Below are 25,236 nucleotides of genomic sequence, written 5' to 3'. Positions count from 1 at the left end.
GCCGAGGGCAACGGGAACGAGCCCATCCCCCAGCTCGTGGTGATCTCCGGGATGTCCGGGGCCGGCCGCAGCACCGCGGCCAAGTGCCTCGAGGACCTCGGCTGGTTCGTGGTGGACAACCTGCCGCCCGCGCTGATCCCCACCATGGTGGACCTCGGAGCCCGCTCCCAGGGCGCGGTGCCGCGGATAGCGGTGGTGGTGGACGTGCGGGGGCGCCGCTTCTTCGACAACCTCCGCCAGTCCCTGGCCGACCTCGCGAGCGGCGGGGTGAGGCACCGGGTGCTGTTCCTCGAGGCGTCGGACGAGGCCCTGGTGCGCCGGTTCGAGAGCGTGCGCCGCCCGCACCCGTTGCAGGGCGACGGCCGGATCGTGGACGGCATCGCCAGGGAACGCGACCTGCTGCGCGAACTGCGCGGCGAGGCCGACCTGGTGATAGACACCTCCGCGCTCAACGTGCACGAGCTGCGGGCCAAGATGGACGCCCAGTTCGCCGGGGGCGAGGAGCCGGAGCTGCGGGCCACGGTGATGTCGTTCGGCTTCAAGTACGGGCTGCCCGTCGACGCCGACCTCGTCGTGGACTGCCGTTTCCTGCCCAACCCGCACTGGGTGCCCGAGCTGCGCCCGCACACCGGCCTGGACGACGAGGTCTCCCGCTACGTCTTCGACCAGCCGGGCGCCAAGGAGTTCCTCGACCGCTACGCCGAGCTGCTGCGCATCGTCGCCGCGGGTTACCGCAGGGAGGGCAAGCGGTACGTGACGATCGCGGTGGGCTGCACCGGGGGCAAGCACCGCAGCGTCGCGATGTCGGAGGGCCTGTCCCGCAGACTCATGGCCGACGGCGTGGAGACGGTGGTGGTCCACCGCGACATGGGGCGCGAATGACCCGCCCGACCCGGGACGGCTCCCCCCTGCGGGGCAGCCGTCCCCTCCGGGGGAACGGCAAGGGCCGCAAGGGGAACGGCGGTTGGCCGGATCCGGGCGAGCGGGCCTCCCGACGGGTCCGCTCACGTGTCCCACGGCTCACCGGTCGCCGCAGCGGCGTCCAGCCCAAGGTGGTCGCCCTCGGGGGCGGGCAGGGCCTGTCCGCGTCCCTGGCCGCGCTGCGCCGGATCACCGGGGACCTGACCGCGGTGGTGACCGTCGCCGACGACGGCGGTTCCAGCGGGCGGCTGCGGGACGAGCTGGGCGTGCTGCCCCCCGGGGACCTGCGGAAGGCGTTGGCCGCGCTGTGCGGGGACGACGAGTGGGGCCGCACCTGGTCCGAGGTGATCCAGCACCGCTTCACCAGCAAGGGCGAACTGCACGGCCACGCCGTGGGGAACCTGCTGATCGTGGCCCTGTGGGAACAGCTCGAGGACCACGTGGCGGCGTTGGACCTGGTGGGGAGGCTGCTCGGGGCGCACGGCCGGGTGCTGCCGATGTCCGCGGTGCCGCTGGCCCTGGAGGCCGTGGTGCGCGGGCACGACCAACTGCTGCCCGACGCGGTCAGCACCGTCCGCGGACAGGCGACGGTGGCGCTCACCCCCGGCGAGGTCCTCGAGGTGCGCCTGGACCCGGCCGACCCACCTGCCGTGCCCGAGGCGGTGGCGGCGGTGCTCGACGCGGACTGGGTGGTGCTGGGGCCCGGCTCCTGGTTCAGCAGCGTCCTCCCGCACCTGCTGGTACCCGAGTTGCTCGACGCCCTCATACGCACCAGGGCGCGTCGGGTCCTCGCCCTGAACCTGGCGCCCCAGCCGGGGGAGACCGCGGGGTTCTCCCCCCAGCGCCACCTCGAGGTGCTCGCCCGGCACGCGCCCGAGTTGGCGATCGACGTGGTCCTGGCCGACGAGGCGGCGGTACCGGACCGGGACAGCCTGCAGCGGGCCGCGGGCGCGCTGCGGGGCAGGGTGGAACTGGCCCCGGTCGCGGCGCCCCCCCTGGAAGGGGAGAGCATCAGCGCGCGACACGACCCGGAGCTGTTGGCCGCCGCGTACGACCGGATTTTCCGGATGCATGGAAGGATCGGGCCATGGCGATGACGGCAGCGGTGAAGGACGAGATCAGCCGGCTCCCCGTCACCCGGACCTGCTGCCGCAAGGCGGAGGTCTCGGCGATCCTGCGCTTCGCGGGCGGACTGCACCTGGTGAGCGGCCGCATCGTGATCGAGGCGGAGCTGGACACCGGGATTGCGGCCCGCCGGTTGCGCAAGGACATCCTCGAGGTGTTCGGGCACACCTCCGATCTCGTGGTGATGGCCCCGGGCGGACTGCGGCGGGGCAGCAGGTACGTGGTGCGGGTGGTGGCCGGGGGCGACCAGCTCGCCCGGCAGACGGGCCTGGTGGACGGCCGGGGGCGGCCGATCCGCGGCCTGCCCCCGCAGGTGGTGTCCGGGGCGACCTGCGACGCGGAGGCCGCCTGGCGGGGCGCGTTCCTGGCTCACGGCTCGCTGACCGAGCCCGGTCGCTCGTCGTCGCTCGAGGTGACCTGTCCCGGCCCGGAGGCCGCGCTCGCACTGGTGGGTGCCGCCAGGAGACTCGGCATCGCGGCCAAGGCCCGCGAGGTCCGCGGGGTGGACCGCGTGGTCGTGCGGGACGGTGACGCCATCGGGGCGCTGCTGACCCGGCTGGGCGCCCACGAGTCGGTGCTGGCCTGGGAGGAGCGCCGGATGCGCCGCGAGGTGCGGGCGACCGCCAACCGCCTGGCCAACTTCGACGACGCCAACCTGCGCCGTTCGGCCCGGGCTGCGGTGGCCGCCGGCGCCCGGGTCCAGCGCGCGCTGGAGATCCTCGGCGACGACGTCCCGGAGCACCTCGCCGCGGCCGGCCGGCTGCGGATGGAGCACAAGCAGGCGTCGCTGGAGGAACTGGGTTCGCTCGCTGATCCTCCGCTGACCAAGGACGCGGTGGCCGGCCGCATCCGCCGCCTGTTGGCGATGGCCGACAAGCGCGCCGGCGAACTCGGCCTCCCCGGCACCGAGGCCAGTCTCACCGAGGAGATGGTGGTCGGCTGACCCGGCTCCTGCCCGCCGCCGGACGGTCCGCCGTCCGGCGGCGGTGGCGTTTCCGCGTGGGCGCGGGTCGCCCTCCGCCCGTGGGCAATTCGTTACGAGACATCACCGGTCGAGGTGATTGACAGGGTCATGATCTCGGTCAGAGGCTGTCGTCCGTGGTTCCGAAAGACGGTGGACCAAGTTCGAAAGACGGTGAACTGGCAGTGAATCAACACGAGTCAGGGCGAACTGAGGGGGGCTCATGAGGCGAAGAACCACCACACTGGTGGCGGCGGCCGCGCTGGTCCTGGGGGTGACCTCGGCCCTGCCCGCGGCGCACGCGGAGGATGCGTCGCGGGCGGGCGGGCTGTCGGTGTGGACCGCCGACGTCTCCCGGGACCAGGTGCCGTTGCTGCTCGCCGCGGGCATCGACGGACACGAGCTCAGCGAGCGGGTGCCGGCCAGGGGCACCGCCACGGTCGAGGTGAACCTGACCCCGGCCCAGGCGGACGCGCTCCAGGCCAAGGGCATCCGGCTCGAGGAACGCCGGCTGACCTCGGCCGCCACCAACCGGGTGAAGGCCGCGGGGGACGGCGTGTTCCGGCCGTACAGCGGTCCCGGCGGGCTCCGGGAGGAGATCCTGGAGACCGGCAGGGCACACCCGGACCTCACCAAGGTGGTGAGCATCGGCAAGACCCTCAACGGGCAGGACATCCTGGCCGTCAAGGTCAGCAAGGACGCCCGTCGGGTCAGGGACGGCAAGAAGCCGGCCGTGCTGTACATGTCCAACCAGCACGCCCGTGAGTGGATCACCCCGGAGATGACCCGCCGGCTGATGCACTACTACCTCGACGGGTACGGCACCAACAAGGACGTCACCCAGATCGTGGACAGCACCGAACTGTGGTTCGTGCTGTCCGCCAACCCGGACGGCTACGACTACACCCACGCCGATCCGGCCAACCGGCTCTGGCGCAAGAACCTGCGGGACAACAACGGCGACGGCAAGATCACCGACGGCGACGGCGTTGACCTGAACCGCAACTTCGCCTTCCGCTGGGGCTACGACAACGAGGGTTCCTCGCCGGACCCGGCCTCGGAGACCTACCGCGGCCCCTCCGCCGGGTCGGAACCCGAGACCAAGGTCCTGGACGCGTTCGAGAAGCGGATCGGCTTCGAGTACGGGATCAACTACCACTCGGCGGCCCAGCTGCTGCTGTACGGCGTGGGTTGGCAGGTGGCCACCCCCACCCCCGACGACGTGGTCTACCGGTCCCTGGCCGGGACCCCGCAGAACTCCGCGATCCCCGGGTACCGCCCGCAGCTCTCGTCCGAGCTGTACTCCACCAACGGCGAGGCCGACGGACACGCCTCCAACGTCAACGGCATGGCGATGTTCACCCCGGAGATGTCCACCTGTGCCACCGCCTCGCGGGTCGATCCGAACGACGAGTGGCGGCCGGAGGACTGCCTGAGCAGCTTCATCTTCCCGGACGACGAGAAGCTGGTGCAGCAGGAGTTCGCCAAGAACATCCCGTTCGCGCTGGCCGTGGCGAAGTCCGCGGTCCACCCGGACCAGCCGGTGTCACCGGTGGGGATCGAGGCGCCGGACTTCGTCCCCGACGCCTTCGGCACCTCCTACGCCAACGGGGCGGACCAGACGGTCTCCGTCACCGCCCGCAAGAGCGTCCGCGGCAAGCGGCTGAACTACCGGATCGACGGCGGACGCGTCCACACGGCGCCGCTGAGGGCGTGGCGCGGCGGCGAGCGGTTCGGCGCGGAGGACAACCTCTTCTTCGACGAGTACCGGGCCCAGGTGGACCGCGCCCCGGTGGGCGCGAAGGTCACCGTGTGGTTCAGCGGGCGCACCGCCGACGGCGAGCGGACCTCGAGCGAGCCCTTCACCTACACCGTCGCCGAACGGGCCAGGGCGGACACCCTGGTGGTCGCGGAGGAGGGCGGGGACAGCGCCGCGGCCCACGCCTCGACGTACGTCCAGGCGCTGCGGGCCAGCGGGCACCGCGCCGCCGTCTGGGACGTGGCCACCCAGGGCGCGCCGCACGCGCTGGGCACCCTGGAGCACTTCTCCTCCGTCGTCTGGTACACCGGCGCCGAGGCGCCGGGCGGCGCGACCACCCTCGCCGTGCGCGCCTACCTCAACGAGGGCGGCAAGCTCGTCCAGGCGGGTGAACACGCCGGCGGTGACTCCGTGGTGGGCCGCGCCAAGACGAACGACTTCAGCCAGTACTACCTGGGCGCGGACACCCGTGCCTCGCTCCACGGCACCTCGGCGTTCGCGGCGAGCGGTGGGCTCGCCGACGCCGACGCCGGCCTCGGCGACGCCCCGGGGAACCCGTTGGAGGAGGCCGGGGCCTACACGGTCACCTCGGACACCCTCCCCGCTGACGAGTTCCCGCAGTTCGCCAGCGCCGCCGCCGGCGACTACCCCGGAGTGCGGACGCCGTTCGAGCCGTACGCGGGCGAGTGGTTCGCCGCGGCCAAGCACAGCGACAGCGCCTGGAACCGGCTCTCCCGCACCGTGGACCTGACCGGTGTCTCCGCCGACAGCACGCCGAGCCTGAGGTTCGCGCTCAGCTACGACGTCGAGGAGGGCTACGACAACGTGGTCCTCGAGGCGCGCACCCCCGGCCAGGACGACTGGACCACGCTGCCCGAGGCCAACGGGGCCACCAGCAACCAGGTCCCCGAGGAGTGCGAGGACGGCTTCTACGCCGTGGAGCACCCGTTCCTGCGCCACTACCTGACGGTCGGTGAGACCGGCTGCACCGCCGAGGGCACCACGGGGAGCTGGAACCGGTTCACCGGTTCCTCGAACGGCTGGCAGGAGGTCACCTTCGACCTGAGCGGCTACGCGGGTCGCACGGTGGAGCTCTCGCTGTCCTACGTCTCCGACCCGGGCACCGGTGGCTGGGGCGTGTTCGCGGACGACGCCCGGCTGGTCGTCGGCGGGCAGGACCAGCAGGTCGAGGGCTTCGAGACCGGCCTCGGTCCCTGGACGGTCAACGGCGCGCCCGAGGGAAGCCAGGGCAACACGGTGGACTGGGCGCGCTCGCAGCTGCTCGCGCACTCCTCGGCCGCGGTGACCACCGAGGACACGGTGCTGCTGGGCTTCGGCCTGGAGCACGTGTCCGACGCCGGCCAGCGGGCCCGCCTGATCGACGCCGCGCTGGACCACCTGTCCGACCGGAGGTGATCCGGCGGGCGGGATGACCGCCGTCCGCGCTCGTCGCGGCCACGGAGCGGGGTCCCGCCAGGTCGGCCGACACCGACGGCCCCGTCCACATGGTGGACGGGGCCGTCCCATTCTCCGTGCGTGGGCGGGAGTCTGATGTCCCCCCGTGACCCCTGGCGAGGTAGGGTCATAAGTGGTCGGGGACATCCCATCCATCCGCCGGACCTCGATCCGGCAACGTCAACGAGGAGAGCGGTTCGTGACGATCCGGGTAGGCATCAACGGCTTTGGTCGTATTGGCCGTAACTTCTTCCGTGCCGTGCTCGCTCAGGGTGCGGACATCGAGGTCGTCGGGGTGAACGACCTGACCGACAACGCAACCCTGGCGCACCTGCTGAAGTACGACACCATCCTGGGCCGCCTCGACGCCGAGGTCACCCACCAGGGCGACTCCATCACCGTCGGCGGCAAGTCCATCAAGGCCCTCGCCGAGCGGGACCCGGCGGCGCTGCCGTGGGGCGAGCTCGGTGCCGACATCGTGATCGAGTCCACCGGTCGTTTCACCAAGGCCGAGCAGGCCGCGGCGCACGTCTCCGCGGGCGCCAAGAAGGTCATCATCTCCGCCCCCGCCAAGGGCGAGGACCTCACCGTGGTGATGGGTGTCAACGAAAGCGCGTACGACCCGGCCAAGCACACCATCGTGTCCAACGCGTCCTGCACCACCAACTGCGTCGCCCCGATGGCCAAGGTCCTGCTGGAGAACTTCGGCATCGTCAAGGGCCTGATGACCACCGTCCACGCGTACACCAACGACCAGGTGATCCTGGACTTCCCGCACAAGGACCTGCGCCGCGCCCGGGCCGCCGCGCAGAACATCATCCCGACCACCACCGGGGCCGCCAAGGCCACCGCGCTGGCCCTCCCGGAGCTCAAGGGCAAGCTGGACGGCATCGCCATGCGGGTGCCGGTGCCCACCGGTTCGGTCACCGACCTGGTGGTCACCCTGGAGCGTGAGGTCACCAAGGAAGAGGTCAACGAGGCCTTCCAGAAGGCCGCCGAGGGCTCGCTCAAGGGCATCCTGGCCTACAACGAGGACCCGATCGTCTCCTCCGACATCGTGGGCACCCCCGTCTCCTGCACCTTCGACTCCCCGCTGACCATGGCGCAGGGCAGCCAGGTCAAGGTCGTCGGCTGGTACGACAACGAGTGGGGTTACTCCAACCGACTGGTGGACCTCGCCGCCTTCATCGGCGGCAAGCTCTGACCCAACCGCCAGCGGTGAGCTGTGCACGGCAGGGCTCGTACGGCTTCGGACACGCCGTGCGGGCCCTGCCTGACGTCCGGCCCGCCAGAGCCAACCAGCCCGAAGGTGTGACCTGCACATGAAGACCATCGACGACCTGGACGTCGCCGGCGCGCGGGTGTTCGTCCGCGCCGACCTCAACGTCCCGCTGGCCGGTTCCCCCGACGAGGGGGATCTCCGGATCACCGACGACGGCCGGATCAGGGCCGCCGTCCCGACCATCGCCGCCCTGGCACAGCGCGGCGCCAAGGTCATCGTCGCCTCCCACCTGGGCCGTCCCAAGGGCGCGCCCGACCCGCGGTTCTCGCTCGCCCCGGTCGCCGGGCGGCTCGGCGAACTGCTCGACGCCCCGGTGGCCTTCGCCGGGGACACCGTGGGCCCGCAGGCGAACAAGACCGTCGCCGACCTCGCCCCCGGCAGCGTGGCGTTGCTGGAGAACCTCCGGTTCAACCCCGGGGAGACCGCCAAGGACGACGCGGAGCGGGGCGCGTTCGCCGACCAGCTCGCCGCCCTGGCCGACTGCTACGTGGGCGACGGGTTCGGCGCGGTGCACCGCAGGCACGCCTCGGTGTACGACCTGCCGGCCCGGCTGCCGCACGCCGCCGGAGGGCTGATCGCCACCGAGGTCGCGGTGCTGCGGAAGCTGACCGACGACGTGTCCCGCCCCTACGCGGTGGTGCTCGGCGGCGCCAAGGTCTCCGACAAGCTCGCGGTGATCGACAACCTGCTGGACCGGGCCGACCGCATCCTGATCGGCGGGGGCATGGCCTACACCTTCCTCGCCGCCACCGGCCTGGAGGTGGGCCGGAGCCTGCTCCAGACCGACCAGCTCCCCGCCGTCCGCGACTACCTGGCCCGGGCGAAGGACAAGGGCGTGGAGTTCGTGCTGCCGGTCGACGTGGTGGGGGCCCCGGCCTTCCCGGACCTGGCGGACCCCGGCCCCACCCACCCGGTCACCGTGGACGCCGACGCCATCCCGGACGACGTGATGGGTCTGGACATCGGCCCGCGGACCGCCGAGCTCTTCGCCAGCAGGCTCAGCGACGCCGCCACGGTGTTCTGGAACGGCCCGATGGGCGTCTTCGAGCACCCCGACTACGCCGACGGCACCCGCGCGGTGGCCCAGGCGCTGGTCGACACCCCCGCCTTCACCGTGGTGGGGGGCGGCGACTCCGCCGCAGCCGTGCGCATCCTCGGCTTCGACGAGGCGTCGTTCGGACACATCTCGACCGGTGGCGGCGCCAGCCTCGAGTACCTCGAGGGCAAGACGCTCCCCGGCCTGGCCGCACTGGAGGACTGACGATGGCCGTCACCCGCACCCCGCTGATGGCGGGCAACTGGAAGATGAACCTCAACCACCTCGAGGCCATCGCCCAGGTGCAGAAGCTCGCCTTCGCGTTGACCGAGAAGGACTACGCGGCCGTCGAGGTCGCGGTGCTGCCCCCGTTCGTGGACCTGCGCTCGGTGCAGACCCTGGTGGACGGCGACAAGCTGCGCATCCGGTACGGCGCCCAGGACCTGTCCGAGCACGACGGCGGCGCCTACACCGGTGAGGTCTCCGGGGCGATGCTGGCCAAGCTCAACTGCACCTACGTGGTGGTCGGCCACTCCGAGCGGCGGCAGTACCACGCGGAGAGCGAGCCGGTGGTCAACGCCAAGGTCAAGGCGGCCTACCGGCACGGCCTCACCCCCATCCTGTGCGTCGGCGAGGGCCTGGAGGTGCGCAGGGCCGGGGACCAGGTGAGGCACACCCTCGCCCAGGTGGACGGCGCGCTCGCCGGCGTCCCGGCCAAGGACGCCGAGTCCGTGGTGATCGCCTACGAGCCGGTGTGGGCGATCGGCACCGGGGAGGTGGCCACCCCCGAGGACGCCCAGGAGGTGTGCGCGGCGATCCGCGGCCGGCTGGCCGAGCTGTACGATCAGGACCTCGCCGACCAGGTGCGAATCCAGTACGGCGGCTCGGTGAAGTCCGGCAACGTGGCCTCGATCATGGCGCAGCCCGATGTGGACGGGGCGCTGATCGGTGGGGCGTCGCTGGATCCGGAGGAGTTCGTCAAGATCGTGCGCTACCACGAGCGGGACGCGTCGTAGAGTACGACGTACCCTTGCCGGGGACCGGGGCTCACCTGCCGCTCCGGTCCCCACCGGGGAAGGGCCCGGTGCGCCCACGCCGACACACTAGAGAGTTGGACCAGCCGTGATCCTGGGGTTCTCGATCGCCCTCATCATCTTCAGCCTGCTCGCGATGCTGCTGGTGCTCATGCACAAGGGCAAGGGCGGTGGCCTCTCCGACATGTTCGGCGGTGGGATGCAGTCCTCCGTCGGTGGTTCCTCGGTGGCCGAGCGCAACCTGGACCGGATCACCGTGGTGATCGGTCTCATCTGGTTCGCGATCATCGTCATCCTCGGGCTGCTGCTGAAGTTCGAGTAGTGGCGCGGGCGGGCCGGGGAACACCGGTCCTCGTGGGTTGGGCGACGAACTCGTCGCCGCCTGTGGAAAGCTGAAAGACCGTCGTTTCCGCGGCTTATCATGGGCGGCGAGGCGTACCGGGGTGTTGTCGGCGGACGCCGGCCGGGTTGGACGCCGTACACCCGTGCGCTTCCATGCAGGTGCCGGTCCCACCGGGGCTCGGCGGCGCAGCACCATCACGCAGGGAGTTACGACCGTGGCAAGTGGCAACGCGATCCGGGGTAGTCGGGTCGGTGCGGGGCCGATGGGGGAAGCAGAGCGCGGAGAGTCAGCACCGCGCCTGCGGGTCTCCTTCTGGTGCTCGAACGGGCATGAGACGCAGCCGAGCTTCGCCAGCGACGCGCAGATCCCGGACACCTGGGACTGCCCCCGCTGCGGGTTCCCGGCTGGCCAGGACCAGGAGAGCCCGCCGGCACCGCCGCGCACCGAGCCGTACAAGACCCATCTGGCCTATGTGCGCGAGCGTCGCAGCGACGCGGACGGCGAGGCGATCCTCGCCGAGGCCCTGGCCAAGCTCCGGGGCGAGATCTGACCCCGGCCGCGACGGCCGCCCGGCACCGCTGACGCGCGTTCGCGGCCGGCCCGGGCCGGCACGTCCCTCCGGGGGCCGGCGCGGCCGTCCGGCCCCGTCAACGGGGCCGGGTTCCTGCGCCGCACGGGCACGCCCGCGCGCTGGTGCCGCCACCGCCGCGTGCTCCGCCGTTCGCAGTCGGCCTGACCACTCCGGCGTTCGCGGCCGCACGGTCACGGGCCACGGCCACGCCGTCCGGTGTCACACACGGGGTTACGGCGACGCCGGAGGGTAGAGCTGCTGGGGGATCGCCGCCGCGGCCGCCCGGTCGAGCAGCCACAGGGTGCGCCGACGCCCCTGGGCGCCGGCCGCCGGAGCCTGTAGCTCCCCCGCGCCGCCCAACGCCAGCGCCACCGCCTCCGCCTTCTCCGCTCCGGCAGCCAGCAGCCAGACCTCGCGGGCCGCCCGGATCGCAGGCAGGGTCATCGAGATCCGGGTTGGCGGGGGCTTGGGAGCGCCGCGGACCGCCACCACGGTGCGTTCGGTCTCCCGTACCCCGGGGTGCTCGGGGAAGAGGGACGCCACATGGGTGTCCGGTCCCACCCCGAGGAGCAGCACGTCGAACGAGGGCACGCCGCCGCGGTCCCCGGGGCCGGCCGCCCGGGCCAGTTCCTCGGCGTAGCTGGCGGCGGCGGCCTCCGGGCCGTTGCCCTGGGTGTCGGACGCCGGCACGGGGTGCACCCGTGCCGGATCGACCGGGACGGAGTCCAGCAGGGCGGCCCTGGCCTGGGTGTGGTTGCGGTCGGGGTGGCCGTCGGGGAGGTACCGCTCGTCCCCCCACCACAGGTTCAGCCGTGGCCAGTCGACGGCGTCCCGGGCGGGGGACCCGGCGATCGCCTCCAGCAGCGCGTTGCCGTTGCGGCCCCCGGTGAGGACCACGTGCACCGCGGCCCCCGTCGCCTGGGCGTCCACGATCCTGGTGATCAGTCGTGCGGCGACCGCCGTCGCCAGCAGCTCGGCGTCCCGGTGCACCACCACCTGGGGAACGCTCACCGGGTGGTCCTGCGCGGCGAGGCGGCCCGTTTGCCGGGCCGGGTCCTGGGCTTGGTCCCGCCCGTGGTGTCGGCCCCGGGCTCGGCCCCCTGGGACCCCTTGGAGCCTGTGGGCCCCTTGGGCCCCGGTTCGGGTCCGGGTTCGGGTTCGGGTCCCGGCTCCGACTCGGTGACCGACGCCGCCGGGGGCGGCTCCGCGGCGGACCCCGGATCGAGGTCGGCCGGCGCCTGGCTCTGCGTGCCGACCGATCCCTGTCCCGGCCGGCCCACGTCCTCGGGCCTCGCCCCTCGGGTCGGACCACCCGGCGCCGCGGGGGGCTTCGGCGGCACCACGTGGTCCTCGGTCGGGTTGTGGATCCGGAGCTGGCCCACCCCGAACCTGATCGCCGCGGCGTAGCTCTCGTCCGGGTCCAGACGGCGCAGCTCCTCCGCGATCAGCTCGCTGGTCTCCCGGCGCTTGAGGGCCACGTTGCGGTCCGGCTGGCCCGGCATGGCGAGCTTCGCCAGCGAGCCGTCCGCCCGGTCCAGGCAGATCAGGCCGTTCTCGGTGTGCAGCCGCACGGCGGTCAGACCGGGGCCCTCGGTGACGGTCCGCTCCACCGGTACCCGCAGCCGTTCGGCCAGCCACAGGGCCAGCAGCTCGGAGCTGGGGTTGTACGCCTCGCCCTCGACCAGGGCGCCGGTGATCGTGGAGTGCTGCTGGTCCAGCGCGGCGGCCAGCACGCTGCGCCAGGCGGTGATCCGGGTCCAGGCCAGGTCGGTGTCGCCCGGGGAGTAGGTCTCGGCCCGCTGGGTGAGCGCCTGGACCGGGTCCTCGCAGGACGCGGCGTCGGTCACCCGGCGCTGGGCCAGCGCGCCCAGCGGGTCCTCCGCGGGCACCTGCGGGGACTCCTCCGGCCACCAGACGACCACCGGGGCGTCCGGCAGCAGCAGCGGCACCACCACGGACTGGGCGTGGTGGGCCAGCTCCCCGTGGAGCCGCAGCAGCACCGTCTCCCCGGTGCCGGTCTCCCCGCCCACCCGGACCTCGGCGTCGAGCCGGGCCTCGGCGCGGGCCCGCGGGGAACGGCCGGGACGGCGGATGACCACCAGGATGCGCGAGGGGTGTTCCTTGGAGGCCTGGCTGGCGGCCTTCAGGGCGTCGTAGTGGTTCCCCTCGTCGGTGACGATCACCAGGGTCAGCACCATGCCGACGGCGGGGGAGCCCACGGCGCGGCGGGCCTCGACCAGGGTGGCGTTGATCTGGCTCGAGGTGGTGTTGGTCAGGTCGGTGTTCATGGCCGGCGCCAGCTCCGTCCGTCGTGGGCGAGCATCCGGTCGGCGGCGGCCGGGCCCCAGGTGCCCGAGACGTAGGGCTCGGGCTTCCCGTTCCCCTCCCAGTACCGCTCGATCGGGTCAAGGATCTTCCAGGACAGCTCGACCTCCTGGTGTCGCGGGAAGAGGTTGGTCTCGCCGAGCAGCACGTCGAGGAGTAGCCGCTCGTACGCCTCGGGGCTGGACTCGGTGAACGACTCGCCGTACGCGAAGTCCATGGAGACGTCCCGCACCTCCATCGCCGTGCCGGGCACCTTCGAGCCGAACCTCACGGTGACCCCCTCGTCCGGCTGCACCCGGACGACCAGGGCGTTCTGCCCGAGTTCGGCCGTGGCGGTGGTGTCGAACGGCAGGTGCGGGGCGCGCTGGAAGATCAGGGCCACCTCGGTGACCCGGCGCCCGAGCCGCTTGCCGGCGCGCAGGTAGAACGGCACCCCGGCCCACCGCCGGTTGTCGATCTCGAGCTTGATCGCGGCATAGGTGTCGGTCGTGGAGTCCGGCGGGATCCCGTCCTCCTCGAGGTACCCCCGGACCTCCTCGCCGCCCTGCCACCCGTGGGTGTACTGGCCGCGGACGGTGGCCACGGACAGGTCCCCGGGCAGCCGGACCGAGGACAACACCTTGATCTTCTCGGTGACCAGGGCGTCGGCGTCGAAGGAGACCGGCTCCTCCATGGCGGTCAGCGCCAGCAGTTGGAGCAGGTGGTTCTGGATGACGTCCCGGGCGGCTCCGATGCCGTCGTAGTAGCCGGCCCGCCCCCCGATGCCGATGTCCTCGGCCATGGTGATCTGCACGTGGTCCACGAACGACCGGTTCCACAGCGGCTCGAACATGCTGTTGGCGAACCGCAGGGCCAGGATGTTCTGGACGGTCTCCTTGCCCAGGTAGTGGTCGATCCGGAAGACCTCGTGCGGGGGGAACACCTCGTAGACGATCCGGTTGAGCTCCCGGGCGCTGGCCAGGTCGTGGCCGAACGGCTTCTCGATGACCGCGCGCCGCCACGAGCCGGTGGGGCCCTCGGAGAGCCGGTGGGCCTTGAGCTGCTGCACCACCTTGGGGAAGAACCGCGGCGGCACCGAGAGGTAGAACGCGAAGTTCCCGCCGGTGCCACGGGCCTTGTCCAGCTCGTCCACGGTCTCGCGGAGCTGGTCGAAGGCGTCGTCGTCGTCGAAGTCGCCCTGGACGAACCGGAAACCCTCGGCGAGCTGCGCCCACACCTCCTCACGGAAGGGGGTGCGGGCGTAGCTCTTCACCGCGTCGTGGACGACCTGGGTGAAGTCCTCGTCCTCCCAGTCCCGTCGGGCGAAGCCGACCAGTGAGAAGCCCGGCGGCAGCAGCCCCCGGTTGGCCAGGTCGTAGACCGCGGGCATCAACTTCTTGCGCGACAGGTCGCCGGTGACGCCGAAGATCACCAGACCCGACGGCCCCGCGATGCGCGGAAGCCGTCGGTCCTGCGGGGTGCGCAGGGGATTGGTGTGCACCGTTCACGCTCCCGCGGCGGGGGGCGACGACGGCGCGTGCGCCGGCTCGGTCAGGGCCGCCATCGTTCAGTCCTCCTTGGGCAGGTGGTCCCGCAGTGCCTGGCCGACGGAGGCGAGCAGCTCGTTCCACGAGCCCTCGAACTTCTCCACGCCCTCCTCCTCGAGCAACCGCACCACGTCGTCATAGGAGACGCCCAGGCTCGCGAGCGCCTCGAGGTCGGCCCTGGCCTGCTCGTAAGTGCCGCGCACGGTGTCCCCGGTGACCTCGCCGTGGTCGGCGGTCGCCTCCAGGGTGGCCTCCGGCATGGTGTTGACGGTGCCGGCCACCACCAGCTCGTCCACGTAGAGGGTGTCCTTGTAGGCGGGGTCCTTGACCCCCGTGGACGCCCACAGCGGGCGCTGCCGGTTGGCGCCGGCCCGCTCCAGCGCCGCCCAGCGCTCGGACGGGGGAACAGTGCCGTCGAGGGAGCCGAAGACCTCCTCGTACGCCTGGTAGGCGAGCCTGGCGTTGGCCACGGCTGCCCGGCCGCGCAGCGCCCTGGCCTCGTCGGTGCCCAGCGCGTCCAGCCGCTTGTCGATCTCGGTGTCCACCCGGGAGACGAAGAACGAGGCCACGGACTCGATGGCGGACAGGTCGAGCCCCGCGGACCTCGCCTTCTCCAGACCTTCCAGATAGGCGTCCATCACCTCGCGGTAGCGGTCCAGGGAGAAGATCAGCGTGACGTTGACGCTGATGCCCCGGGCGATGACCTCGCTGATCGCCGGCAGCCCGCCCAGGGTGGCCGGGATCTTGATGAACAGGTTCGGCCGGTCCACCAGCCACCACAGTTGCTTGGCCTCGGCGATGGTGGCGTCGGTGCGGTGGGCGAGCCGGGGGTCCACCTCGATGGAGACCCGGCCGTCGTGCCCCTCGGTGGCGTCGTACAACGGGCGCAGCACGTCGGCCGCGTCCCGCACGTCGGAGGTGGTGATCATGCGCACCGCCTCGTCCACGGTCACCCCGCGCACCGCGAGGTCACGCAACTGCGTGTGGTAGCCGTCGCCGCCCCCGATCGCCTTCTGGAAGATCGTGGGGTTGGTCGTCACCCCCACGACCTGCCGGCTGTCGACGAGTTCAGCGAGGTTGCCCGAGGTGATCCGGCGGCGGCTCAGGTCGTCCAGCCAGATCGCCACGCCCTCGTCGCTGAGGCGCTTCAGTGCGTCCGTCATCAGGTTGTCTCTCCTTGCGGTGGGAAGTGCAGCGCCGGTCAACGACCCTCAGCCGACGGTGGTGAGCGACTCGTGGGCCGCCTTGACCACGGCGTCCGTGGTGATCCCGAACTGCTCGTACAGCACCTTGTAGTCGGCGGACGCCCCGAAGTGCTCCAGGCTCACCGAGCAACCCGCCTCTCCGACGAACTCGCGCCAACCCAGGCTGATTCCCGCCTCCACGGACACCCGGGCCCGCACGTTCGGGGGCAGCACCGTCTCCTGGTACGCCAGGTCCTGCTCGCGGAACCACTCGACCGACGGCATGGACACCACCCGGGTGGGCACGCCCTCGGCCTCGAGCCGCTCCCGCGCCTCCATGGCGAGCTGCACCTCGGAGCCGGTCCCGATGAGGATCAGGCGGGGCGCGCCGGAGGACGCCTCGGCGAGGACGTAGCCACCCCGGGCGGTGCCGTCGGCCGAGCCGTACCGCTCGCGGTCCCAGGTCGGCACGTTCTGCCGGGTCAGCGCCAGGGCGACGGGGCCCGAGGCGGAGGTGTGCTGGCGCTCCAGCACGGTCCGCCAGGCCACCGCGGTCTCGTTGGCGTCGGCCGGGCGGACCACGCTGAGGCCGGGAATGGCCCGCAGGGTGGCCAGGTGCTCGACCGGCTGGTGGGTGGGGCCGTCCTCGCCGAGACCGATGGAGTCGTGGGTCCACACGTACGTCACCGGCAGCCGCATCAGCGCCGCCAGCCGGACCGCCGGGCGCATGTAGTCGGAGAAGACCAGGAAGGTGCCGCCGTACACCCGGGTCCTGCCGTGCAGCGCGATGCCGTTCATGGTGGAGCCCATGGCGTGCTCGCGGATGCCGAAGTGGATGGTGCGCCCGTAGGGGTTGGCGCCGGGCAGCGGGTTGTCCGCGGGCAGGAACGACGAGGCGGAGTCGATCGTGGTGTTGTTCGACCCGGCCAGGTCGGCGGAGCCGCCCCACAGTTCGGGGACCACCGCGCCCAGGGCCTTCAGCGTCTCCCCGGACGCCTTGCGGGTCGCCACGGTCTTGCCGGCCGGGAACTCCGGCAGCACCTTGTCCCAGCCGTCGGGCAGGCGACCGGCGCTGATCCGGTCGAACTCCGCGGCACGCTCCGGGTTGGCGGCGCGCCACCGGGCGAAGGCCCCCTCCCACGCGGCGTGAGCCCTGCGCCCGCGGTCCAGCACACCACGGGCGTGCGCCAGCACCTCCTCGGTGACCTCGAAGTGCTGGGCGGGGTCGAAACCGAGGACCCGCTTGGTCGCCGCGACCTCCTCCTCGCCCAGCGCCGCTCCGTGCGCCGCCTCGGTGTTCTGCGCGTTCGGCGCCGGCCAGGCGATGATGGTGCGTGCGATCACCAGCGACGGCCGGTCGGTCTCGGCCTTGGCGGCCAGCAGTGCCCGGTGCAGCGCGGCGACGTCCAGGTCGCCGTCCGCGCTCTGGTCCACCCGCTGGACGTGCCAGCCGTACGCCTCGTAGCGCTTGCCCACGTCCTCGCTGAACGCGGTGGCGGTGTCGCCCTCGATGGAGATGTGGTTGTCGTCGTACAGCGCGACCAGGTTGCCCAGCTTCAGGTGCCCGGCCAGCGAACTCGCCTCCGCGGACACGCCCTCCTCCAGGTCGCCGTCCGAGACGATGGCCCAGATGGTGTGGTCGAACGGGGACTCGCCAGCGGCGGCCTCCGGGTCGAACAGACCACGTTCGTAGCGTGACGCCATGGCCATGCCGACGGCGTTGGCGATGCCCTGGCCGAGCGGTCCCGTGGTGGTCTCCACGCCGACGGTGTGACCGTGCTCCGGGTGGCCCGGAGTGCGGCTGCCCCAGGTGCGGAACGCCTTCAGGTCATCCAGCTCCATGCCGTACCCGGACAGGTAGAGCTGGATGTAGAGGGTCAGGCTGGTGTGCCCGGGGGACAGCACGAACCGGTCGCGGGCGATCCACTCCGGGGCGGTGGGGTCGTGCCGCATCAGGCGCTGGAACAGCAGGTAGGCGACGGGTGCCAGGCTCATCGCGGTGCCGGGATGACCGTTGCCCACCTTCTGCACGGAATCCATGGCCAGGACCCGCGCGGTGTCCACCGCACGCTGGTCCAGTTCGGTCCACTCGAAGGCTGTGGGGGTCGACGTGGTGCTCACCCTGAGTCAGGGCTCCTCTCGCTGTCAACGCCACTGAGGGCGGGTGCAAACCGGGCGATGACGAGCCTACCCGCAGCCCCCCGTCCGTTCTTTCGATGTCCATCGCGGTCCCGGTCGGTGTGGGGGACTCTGCCCGGTCCGCACCGTTCCGGCCCTCCTGTGCCACCTCCGTGTCGGCGCGCCGGCCACTCGAACGCCTTCCGGATAACACGGGCGACCCCCAGCGCGGACGGTCCCCGCCGTGCGTCTAGAGTGGCGTGGTACGCGCAAGGACCTCCCCGGACGTGCACCTGGTGTCCCTGGGGCCCTGCATGTCTTTTCTCTTCAGGGGTGTTCGTGACGGCGGTCGAGTCCCGGCCCGCGGGGGCCATCGGAACCAGCCCGACGCACCGGCCGGTGGGTGCCCGGGTCAGGGCCTTCGTCGCGCTGACCAAGCCACGCATCATCGAACTGCTGCTCATGTGCACGGTTCCGGTGATGTTCCTGGCCGAGGAGGGCGTACCGGACCTGCTGCTGGTGCTCATCACGGTGGTCGGCGGGTACCTCTCCGCGGGCGGCGCCAACGCGCTCAACATGTACATCGACCGGGACATCGACCGGCTGATGCAGCGCACCGAGCGGCGCCCCCTCGTCACCGGCATGGTCACTCCCCGTGAGGGACTGGTCTTCGGCATCACGTTGGCCGTGGTCTCCACGGTGTGGTTCGCGGTCCTGGTGAACCTGCTCTCCGCCGCCCTGTCCCTGGCGGCCATCCTCTTCTACGTCTTCGTCTACACCCTCGGGCTGAAACGTCGCACCGCGCAGAACATCGTGTGGGGCGGCATCGCGGGCTGCATGCCGGTGCTGATCGGTTGGTCGGCGGTGACCAACTCGCTGTCCTGGTCGGCCGTGGTGCTGTTCCTGGTGGTCTTCTTCTGGACGCCGCCGCACTACTGGCCGCTGTCGATGAAGGTCCGCGAGGACTACGTGAAGGCCGGCGTGCCGATGCTGCCGGTGCTGGCCTCGAACACCGTGGTGGCCCGCCAGATCGTCCTGTACAGCTGGGTGATGGTGGGGCTCTCCCTGGTCCTGTGGCCGCTCGCCGACATGTCCTGGGTCTACCTGGGGACGGCGGTGGCGCTCGGCGCCCTGTGGCTGAAGGAGGCACACGCCCTCCAGCGCCGCGCCAAGGCGAACGTGGTCGGGGCCAAGCTCCAGGAGATGCGGCTGTTCCACTGGTCGATCACCTACCTCACGCTCCTCTTCGTGGCCGTGGCCATCGACCCGTTCCTGCGCTAGGGCCTGTCTGATAGATCCCGCCTGGGTCGTGACGCTTGGCACGCACGCGCGCTGCGTTGTCGGGATCGTCCATGTACGCCCAGTACGAGGACGACCCTCCGCCTTGCGATCGCACGCACCGGACGCCGCGACCCCCGCCCTCCGGGCGGACGGCGCTACTTATCAGACAGGCCCTAGCGGTCGGCCCGCGGGCCCCCTCCCGTTCCCCCTGTTCCGCTGACCCCCGGCCGCTGGCCAGGGTCCATTACCGACAAGTAGCATCAGGGCATGGCCACACCGCAGACCCAGGACGCCCCCAGGGAACCCGCCGTGGAGCGGGCGGAGCGCCGCGCCGCCCGCCGGGCAGCCAGGCTCGCCCGGCAGATCCGTTCCTTCGCCGGCGCGCACGGCGGTGCCGTGGACGGCTCGCTGGAGTACCTGGGCCAGCGCGGCACCCGCATCGTGCTGGTGGGCGCTGACGGCGCCTGGGGCGACCTGGTCGCCCGGGACCAGCCCACCGCCCGCAGGGCCGTGGAACTGGCCGGCGTCACCGTCCACGACCAGTTCTCCGGGGAGCCGGCCGCCCGACTGCGCACCGGCCCCTACGAGTGGCGCCGGATGGCCGGCATCCAGGGGCCCCGGCGCGGCACGCCCTAGGCCTAGGGTCCGTCCCCAGAGCCCAGACCCACGCTGTCGGTCCCGTCGGCCCGGTCGCCGGCGGGACCGGCAGCGTGTCCAGCACCGCGGGCCCGGAGCCCGCCAGGTGCGCCGACCGCGTGGCGGCGACCGCGCGAGGAGCGGGACGGTGCGACGACCGTACGGCTCCGACCGCTGCCCGTACGAGAGCCACCCCGACCGGCGGCCCCACCGCGACTGCGGTGCGTACCGCGCCGGCCCCGAGGCGCGCCCTCCCGGCCCGGGCGCCCCGGGTCCCCGTCGTCTGCGCCCCGTCGTCTGGGTCCCGGCCGGGGCCTGGGAACTATAGTTTGGCTCCGATGCGGGGGCGTCCGTCCCGGTACCGCCGGTTTGCTACCCGGGACGGGTTCGACAATGGCATGTTGAACGATAAAATCGAAATCCAGGGAGATCCACGATCGAACGGTGTCTGCGCCACCGCGGGACGGCCGCCACCTCGAGGGGGAACCAGCTTGGCACGGGAATCGGGACGCGCGCGGTCCGCCGCGGGCGGCTCCGCGACGATCCTGCAGGTCGCGGAGGCAGCCGGCGTCTCCCGGCAGACGGTGTCCAACGTCATCAACGCCCCGCACCGGGTGCGCCAGGAGACCCGTGAGCGGGTGGAACGGGTCATCGGCGAGCTCGGGTACCACCCGAACCGCGTGGCCCGCTGGCTCCGCGTCAGCTCCCCGGGGATGATCGGGTACCGGATACGCCCCGTCGCCGAGGAGTCCGTGGCCTCCATCCACGACCGTTTCCTGCACACGCTCGCCGAGTTCGGCGAGGCCAGCGACCACCACGTCCTGGTGTTCACCGCCTCCGACACCGAGGAGGAGGCCGACCGGTGCACCGCCCTGTGCCGCACCGGCACCGTCAGCGGCGTGGTGCTCTACGACCTCACCCCGTACGACACGCGCCCCGACAGGCTCACCGCCGCGGGGGTCCCGTTCGTCGCGTTCGGCCGCACCGCCGCCGGTGCCGACCGCTACAGCTGGGTCGACGTGGACAACTCCGCCGGCACCGCCATCGCCGTGGACCACCTCGTCGCCGCGGGACACCGCAGGATCGGCTTCATAGGGTGGCCCGAGGGGAGCAGCGTCGGTGACGCCCGGGCGCGCGGCTGGCTCGAGGCGATGGACCGGCACGGGCTGCTCGCGGGCAGCCACCGGCTCGACGTCCGGGGGCCGGACACGATGTCCAGCGGCACCCGGCTGATGTCCGAGCTCCTGGACCGCCCTTCGCCCCCCACGGGTGTGGTCGCGGCCACCGACACCCTCGGGGTCGGCGCGCTGCACGCGGTCCGCGACCGCGGGCTGCTGCTCGGCCGGGACATCGCCGTGGTGGGCTTCGACGACACCCCCGCGGCCAGCGCGCTCGGCCTGACCAGTCTCCGTCAGCCGATCGAGGAGGTCGGCCAGTTGATCATCACGGAGCTGGTGCGCCTGACCGGGCGGGACACGGAGGACGCCGCCGCGGCCCCCATGAACCGGCTGTTGGAGCCGGACCTGGTGGCCAGGGCCAGCACGGTCCCCGGTCGCTGAGCGGTCGCGCCCGCCCGGTGTGCTCCACCCCGCCGGGCGGCACAGCGGTCCGCGAGGTGTGGTGACGTGCGGAAGGGGGGTGGCGCCGGCCGGCGCCACCCCCCTTCCGGTGTCGTTACCCGTTCCCCCGCGGGGTGCGGGTCGGCACGGTGATCTCGCCACCGGTGGGCACCTGGTGGACGGTGCCGGCGGCCTCGACCGGCAGCGGCTCGCCCTCGAGCAGCCGGACCGTGGTGCCACCAGGACGGATGTCCACGTCCACGACGCGCCCCTGCCAGCGCAGTCCGCGCAGGGTGAGGCCGGTGAGCTGGGCCGGCAGGATCGGGGCGAGGAGCAGCCGATCGGACCGCCAGCGCAGTCCCGAGTAGCCGTAGAGGAACTCCTGCAGGAACCCCCCGTGACCGGTGAGGAAGGTGAACGCGCCGCCCTGACGGGCCTCGGCGAACTGCTCGAAGGGCTCCCGGGCGAACGGTTCCACGCTGCGCCGGGTGTGCTCGAAGGCCGCCTCGGTGTCCCCGAGCTGGGCGTGGATGATCGAGTGCACGGAGTCGGTCATCGAGGGACCCTCCAGGTGGGTGCGCTCGATGTAGTAGGCCAGGTCGGCCCGGACCACCTCCTCGGGCAGCGGCTCCTCCCAGGGGTAGGTGAGCAGCACCACGTCGGCCTGCTTGATGGTGTCCCCGCCGTAGCCGGCGAACTCCGGGTGCACCCCGCTCTCCTCGTCGAAGAGCACGACCAGGCCGTCGGCCACCCGGGCCCACCTCGGGTCCGCCGACTCGCCGAGCACCTCCGCCGCCTTGGTGGCGAACCGCAGGCAGGCCCGGGCGGAGACGTTGGTGTAGACGGAGTCGTCGCTCGGGGCGGCGTACTCGTCCGGCGGGATCACGTCGTTGATGTGGAAGCGGCCGTCCTCGTCGGCGGTGGCCCGGCTCGTCCAGAACTCGGCGACCCCGCGCAGCACCGGCCAGCCCTTCTCGGCCAGCCACCGGCGGTCCCCGGTGGCGAGCCAGTACTGCCAGAAGGCCAGGGCCACGTCCGAGTTGATGTGCTGCTCGTGTTCGCCGAACGGGGTCGAGGTGGGTGTGTCCTCGGAGCCGTCGAGGCCGCTCTCCCAGGGGAAGCGCACGCCGTCGTGCCCTCCCCGCGCGGCGTAGTCGCGGGCGGCCCCGAGCCGGTCCACCCGGTAGTCCAGCACGCTCTCGGCGATCTCCGGGTGCTGGGCGAGCAGGCTGGGCCAGACCCACGTCTCGGTGTCCCAGAACACGTGCCCGTTGTAGCCGTCGCTGGACAGGCCGGCGGGGGGCGGGGACCACGGTGAGCCGTCGCGGACGCTGGTGAGCAGGTAGAACTTGGCGGCGCGCACCTGGCGGCGGAGCCGGTCGTCGCCGTGCACCTCGATGTCGCCCCGCCACTCGTGCGACCAGGCCCGGCGGTTGTCCTCGACGAGCTGCCCGTGGCCGGCGCGGGCCGCCTCGGCGGCGGCGGTGCGGGCCAGGGTGAGCGGTTCGGCGGCGTCGTGGCTGGTGGCGAGGCCCACGTACTTGGTGACGGTGTACGTGCGGCCCGACCGCACCGGGACGCCGATCCGCCGTGCGGCGTCCCCGGCGCCGGTCGTGGGGGCCGCGTCCGCGGGGGCCCGGAGCACCGACGCCAGCGCCGCGGTGATCCCGCTGCCCTCGGCGTCCGTGGTCAGCCACAACACGTCGCCGTCGGTGCCGTACCGGGTGCCGGTCGTGCGGTTGGCGGCCCGCAGGTCGAGGGCGTCGGTGATCTCGAGCGCCCCGTCCCAGTGCGGGGTGACCGTGACGGTCACCGCGCCGACGTGCTGCCGTGACCGGTCGGTGAGCACCTCGTACCGCACGTCGGTGACCCGTCCCGCCGGCGAGGTCCACCGGGCCGAGGTGCTGATGACCCCGGTGCGCAGGTCCAGCGACTGCCGGTAGTCGTCGATGCCCCGCGCGGTGCCGCTGCCCGGTGTGGCCACGGCGGCCCAGTCGCCGAGCACCAGGTACTCGGCGGAGGGGTCGGGCTCGGCGCCGAAGGCACCGTTGAACGTCCCGCTGCCGTCGCCGACGTCCAGGGTCGTCCACGCGGGCAGCGTGGCCTTGCGCGACCACTCCCCGGGGTGGGTGGTGTAGAGGCCGACGACGTGGAACTGGGTGCGGATCGGACTCTCGGCGAAGCCGTTCCCCGCGGCCGGCACCCGGGCGCCCAGGTAGCCGTTGCCGGTGAACGTCGGCAGGTAGCGGCGCAGCGGGTCGTGGGTCGCGAGCACCCACTCGTCAGTGATCGCCTCGTTGGGGTGGGTGGTCACTTACTTCAGTCCTCCTGCGGTGAGCCCGTCCACGATCCGGCGCTGGAAGACCAGCACCGCGATGACCAGCGGCAGGGTCACCACGACACCTGCTGCCATCTGGGTTCCGAACGGCTGGTCGAACTTGTACTGGCCGGTGAACAGGGCGACGATGACGTTGGAGGTCATCTTCTGCCGCTCGTTCACCACGCTGACGGCGATGAGGAACTCGTTCCAGGACATGATGAAGACGAGGATCGCCGTGGTGAACACGCCCGGTGCGGCCAGCGGAAGGATGACCTTCCTGAACGCCTGGGCGGGGGTGCACCCGTCCACCTGTGCGGCGCTCTCCAGCTCCGCCGGCATCTGCCGGAAGAAGGCGGAGAGGTTCCACACGGCCAACGGCAGGGCGAAGCTCATGCTGGGCACGATCATCGCCTGGTAGGTGTTGATCCAGCCGGCGTCGGTGAACAGCTCGAGCAGCGGCACCACCATGGTGATCGGCGGGAACATCGAGCAGGCGATCACCAGGGTGAGGACCAGGCTCTTGCCGCGGAAGTCCAACCGGGCGACGGCGTAGCCGGCCGAGATCGCGACCACCAGGGTGATCACGGTGGTCGTCCCGGCCACCAGGAGGCTGTTGAACAGGGCGCGCCCGAATCCGTTGCGCTCGTCGAAGGCGGCGGCGTAGTTGTCGAACGACACCGGGCTGGGGACGAGGGCGTTGGAGAACTGGTCGGCGGGCCTGCGCAGGCTGGACACCACCATCCAGTAGAACGGCGCGAGGCAGTACGCCACGATGGCGGCGATGCCGATGCGGCGGACCCAGCTCCGGCCGTGTCCGGTGCGGGCTGTGGTACTCATCGCTGACTCCTGGTGCCCCGGCCGATCAGGTCGGCGCCGAACAGCTTGACGAAGGCGAACGCCACCACCGCGACGTAGGCGAACAGCACGGTGGCGTACGCGGCGGCCGTGCCGAACCGGAGATTGCTCATCTCCTGGAAGGCGATCATGGAGAGGGTCTCCACCGAGTGCTTGCGTGGGCCGACCAGCAGGTACGGCAGGTCGAACATGCGCAGCACGTCGAGGATGCGGAAGAGGACGGCGACCACGAGGGCGGGCCGGACCAGCGGGAGCGTGATCCGCCAGAACGTCCGCCAGGACGAGGCGCCGTCCACCCGCGCCGCCTCGTAGAGCTCCCCGGGGATCACCTGGAGTCCGGCGAGGACCAACAGCCCGATGAACGGCGCGGTCTTCCAGGTGTCGGCGATCACCACCGACGCCCAGGCGTGGAACCCGTCGGTGCTCCACAGGATCTTGGAGTTCAACAGGTCGTTGGCGACGCCCTCGCTGTTGAAGATCCACTTCCAGAGCAGGCCGGAGATGGCGGTGGGGATGGCCCAGGGGACCAGCACGGCGGCGCGGACCAGTGCCCGGCCGCGCAGGGCGCGGTGCATCACCAGCGCCATCGCCACGCCGATCAGCACCTCGAGGGTGACCGAGGCCAGCGCGAACGAGGTGGTGTTCCACCAGGGCCGCAGGAAGTTCTCCCCGGTGAAGACGGTGGAGTAGTTGTCCAGGCCGAACGAGGTCCTGGTCACCTTGAACCCGGTCTCCGGGTCGATGGACTCGGAGGAGACCTGGAAGGACAGCCGCAGCGCGGCCACCACCGGGTACCCGATGACCAGACCGAGCACCAGGAAGGTGGGGGAGAGCAGGGCGGCGGCGAGCCGGCCGGTCCCGGCCCGCCGCGTGGAGCGGGCGGGCCGGGACGCGGGGGTGCGGGGTGACCGCCGCGTCGGTGTGATGACAGACACGTGAGGCTTC

General features: G+C 72.1%; 20 protein-coding genes. 12 read left to right on the top strand and 8 right to left on the bottom strand.

Going from position 1 to position 25,236, the window contains the following annotated elements; all coding sequences use genetic code 11:
* Positions 1-51: 51 nt before the first annotated feature.
* The 9 genes from rapZ (at position 52) to A3IG_RS0106380 (ending at position 10,466) form a co-directional block, all read left to right on the top strand.
* Positions 52-882 (top strand): RNase adapter RapZ, encoded by an 831-nt coding sequence (gene rapZ, locus A3IG_RS0106420; protein WP_407701012.1) that lies wholly within the window; start codon positions 52-54, stop codon positions 880-882.
* A complete protein-coding gene (locus A3IG_RS0106415; RefSeq protein ID WP_018382721.1) occupies positions 879-2,018 on the top strand; it encodes a gluconeogenesis factor YvcK family protein in 1,140 nt (379 codons plus the stop codon). Before rapZ ends, A3IG_RS0106415 begins: the two co-directional genes overlap by 4 nt.
* Complete coding sequence (gene whiA, locus A3IG_RS0106410; protein ID WP_018382720.1) at positions 2,009-2,989, top strand: DNA-binding protein WhiA; 981 nt, start codon at positions 2,009-2,011, stop codon at positions 2,987-2,989. The genes A3IG_RS0106415 and whiA overlap by 10 nt, the downstream gene beginning before the upstream one ends.
* 241 nt (positions 2,990-3,230) lie before the next feature.
* Positions 3,231-6,182: a M14 family metallopeptidase gene (locus A3IG_RS0106405; RefSeq protein WP_026219956.1), complete on the top strand. Its 2,952-nt coding sequence runs from the start codon at positions 3,231-3,233 to the stop codon at positions 6,180-6,182.
* A gap of 238 nt (positions 6,183-6,420) precedes the next feature.
* Entirely contained in the window at positions 6,421-7,425 is a 1,005-nt protein-coding gene (gap, locus tag A3IG_RS0106400; RefSeq protein ID WP_026219955.1) for a type I glyceraldehyde-3-phosphate dehydrogenase, read from the top strand.
* Positions 7,426-7,543: 118 nt separating this feature from the next.
* Complete coding sequence (locus A3IG_RS0106395) at positions 7,544-8,764, top strand: phosphoglycerate kinase (RefSeq protein WP_018382717.1); 1,221 nt, start codon at positions 7,544-7,546, stop codon at positions 8,762-8,764.
* Between the two features lie 2 nt (positions 8,765-8,766).
* On the top strand, positions 8,767-9,555 hold the full coding sequence (tpiA, locus tag A3IG_RS0106390; protein ID WP_018382716.1) for a triose-phosphate isomerase: 789 nt from the start codon (positions 8,767-8,769) through the stop codon (positions 9,553-9,555).
* Positions 9,556-9,661: 106 nt separating this feature from the next.
* Complete coding sequence (secG, locus tag A3IG_RS0106385; RefSeq protein ID WP_018382715.1) at positions 9,662-9,895, top strand: preprotein translocase subunit SecG; 234 nt, start codon at positions 9,662-9,664, stop codon at positions 9,893-9,895.
* A 235-nt stretch (positions 9,896-10,130) separates the two neighbouring features.
* On the top strand, positions 10,131-10,466 hold the full coding sequence (locus A3IG_RS0106380; RefSeq protein WP_078500096.1) for an RNA polymerase-binding protein RbpA: 336 nt from the start codon (positions 10,131-10,133) through the stop codon (positions 10,464-10,466).
* Positions 10,467-10,718: 252 nt separating this feature from the next.
* Here A3IG_RS0106380 and pgl read toward each other — a convergent pair whose 3' ends face one another.
* The 5 genes from pgl to tkt form a co-directional block, all read right to left on the bottom strand.
* Positions 10,719-11,498, bottom strand: coding sequence for a 6-phosphogluconolactonase (pgl, locus tag A3IG_RS0106375; RefSeq protein WP_018382713.1), 780 nt, complete (start codon positions 11,496-11,498; stop codon positions 10,719-10,721).
* Entirely contained in the window at positions 11,495-12,775 is a 1,281-nt protein-coding gene (gene opcA / locus A3IG_RS28750; protein ID WP_018382712.1) for a glucose-6-phosphate dehydrogenase assembly protein OpcA, read from the bottom strand. The genes pgl and opcA overlap by 4 nt, the downstream gene beginning before the upstream one ends.
* Positions 12,772-14,292, bottom strand: a complete 1,521-nt coding sequence (gene zwf, locus A3IG_RS0106365; protein WP_018382711.1) for a glucose-6-phosphate dehydrogenase — start codon at positions 14,290-14,292, stop codon at positions 12,772-12,774. Before zwf ends, opcA begins: the two co-directional genes overlap by 4 nt.
* A gap of 66 nt (positions 14,293-14,358) precedes the next feature.
* Positions 14,359-15,501: a transaldolase gene (tal, locus tag A3IG_RS0106360; RefSeq protein ID WP_018382710.1), complete on the bottom strand. Its 1,143-nt coding sequence runs from the start codon at positions 15,499-15,501 to the stop codon at positions 14,359-14,361.
* Between the two features lie 48 nt (positions 15,502-15,549).
* Positions 15,550-17,643, bottom strand: a complete 2,094-nt coding sequence (gene tkt / locus A3IG_RS0106355) for a transketolase (protein WP_018382709.1) — start codon at positions 17,641-17,643, stop codon at positions 15,550-15,552.
* A gap of 336 nt (positions 17,644-17,979) precedes the next feature.
* Between tkt and A3IG_RS0106350 the strand changes: the two genes are divergently transcribed.
* From A3IG_RS0106350 to A3IG_RS0106340, 3 genes are all read left to right on the top strand, one after another.
* A complete protein-coding gene (locus A3IG_RS0106350) occupies positions 17,980-18,921 on the top strand; it encodes a heme o synthase (RefSeq protein ID WP_026219954.1) in 942 nt (313 codons plus the stop codon).
* Between the two features lie 267 nt (positions 18,922-19,188).
* Positions 19,189-19,557, top strand: coding sequence for a hypothetical protein (locus tag A3IG_RS0106345; protein WP_018382707.1), 369 nt, complete (start codon positions 19,189-19,191; stop codon positions 19,555-19,557).
* Positions 19,558-20,048: 491 nt separating this feature from the next.
* Complete coding sequence (locus A3IG_RS0106340) at positions 20,049-21,116, top strand: LacI family DNA-binding transcriptional regulator (RefSeq protein ID WP_018382706.1); 1,068 nt, start codon at positions 20,049-20,051, stop codon at positions 21,114-21,116.
* A 115-nt stretch (positions 21,117-21,231) separates the two neighbouring features.
* Here the strand turns inward: A3IG_RS0106340 and A3IG_RS28745 are convergent, their stop codons facing one another.
* Genes A3IG_RS28745 through A3IG_RS0106325 form a run of 3 tightly spaced genes read right to left on the bottom strand, consistent with a single transcriptional unit; the run spans position 21,232 to position 25,226 of the window.
* Positions 21,232-23,430, bottom strand: coding sequence for a glycosyl hydrolase family 65 protein (locus tag A3IG_RS28745; RefSeq protein ID WP_018382705.1), 2,199 nt, complete (start codon positions 23,428-23,430; stop codon positions 21,232-21,234).
* Positions 23,431-24,273, bottom strand: coding sequence for a carbohydrate ABC transporter permease (locus A3IG_RS0106330; protein WP_018382704.1), 843 nt, complete (start codon positions 24,271-24,273; stop codon positions 23,431-23,433).
* On the bottom strand, positions 24,270-25,226 hold the full coding sequence (locus A3IG_RS0106325) for a carbohydrate ABC transporter permease (protein WP_018382703.1): 957 nt from the start codon (positions 25,224-25,226) through the stop codon (positions 24,270-24,272). The genes A3IG_RS0106330 and A3IG_RS0106325 overlap by 4 nt, the downstream gene beginning before the upstream one ends.
* Between the last annotated feature and the right edge of the window lie 10 nt (positions 25,227-25,236).

Origin of the sequence: Wenjunlia vitaminophila DSM 41686, from assembly GCF_000380165.1 — a bacterium.
In the GTDB taxonomy this organism is placed as follows: Bacteria; Actinomycetota; Actinomycetes; order Streptomycetales; family Streptomycetaceae; genus Wenjunlia; species Wenjunlia vitaminophila.
Note: the sequence above shows the minus strand (reverse complement) of the source record. Positions and strands in the feature narration are given on the sequence as shown.

Excerpts from the sequence above, each read along its gene's own strand:
- rapZ (WP_407701012.1), top strand. The coding sequence starts at position 52 with ATGTCCGGGGCCGGCCGCAGCACCGCGGCCAAGTGCCTCGAGGACCTC.
- A3IG_RS0106415 (WP_018382721.1), top strand. The coding sequence starts at position 879 with ATGACCCGCCCGACCCGGGACGGCTCCCCCCTGCGGGGCAGCCGTCCC.
- whiA (WP_018382720.1), top strand. The coding sequence starts at position 2,009 with ATGGCGATGACGGCAGCGGTGAAGGACGAGATCAGCCGGCTCCCCGTC.
- A3IG_RS0106405 (WP_026219956.1), top strand. The coding sequence starts at position 3,231 with ATGAGGCGAAGAACCACCACACTGGTGGCGGCGGCCGCGCTGGTCCTG.
- A3IG_RS0106395 (WP_018382717.1), top strand. The coding sequence starts at position 7,544 with ATGAAGACCATCGACGACCTGGACGTCGCCGGCGCGCGGGTGTTCGTC.
- tpiA (WP_018382716.1), top strand. The coding sequence starts at position 8,767 with ATGGCCGTCACCCGCACCCCGCTGATGGCGGGCAACTGGAAGATGAAC.
- opcA (WP_018382712.1), bottom strand. The coding sequence starts at position 12,775 with ATGAACACCGACCTGACCAACACCACCTCGAGCCAGATCAACGCCACC.
- tal (WP_018382710.1), bottom strand. The coding sequence starts at position 15,501 with ATGACGGACGCACTGAAGCGCCTCAGCGACGAGGGCGTGGCGATCTGG.
- A3IG_RS0106345 (WP_018382707.1), top strand. The coding sequence starts at position 19,189 with ATGGCCACACCGCAGACCCAGGACGCCCCCAGGGAACCCGCCGTGGAG.
- A3IG_RS0106330 (WP_018382704.1), bottom strand. The coding sequence starts at position 24,273 with ATGAGTACCACAGCCCGCACCGGACACGGCCGGAGCTGGGTCCGCCGC.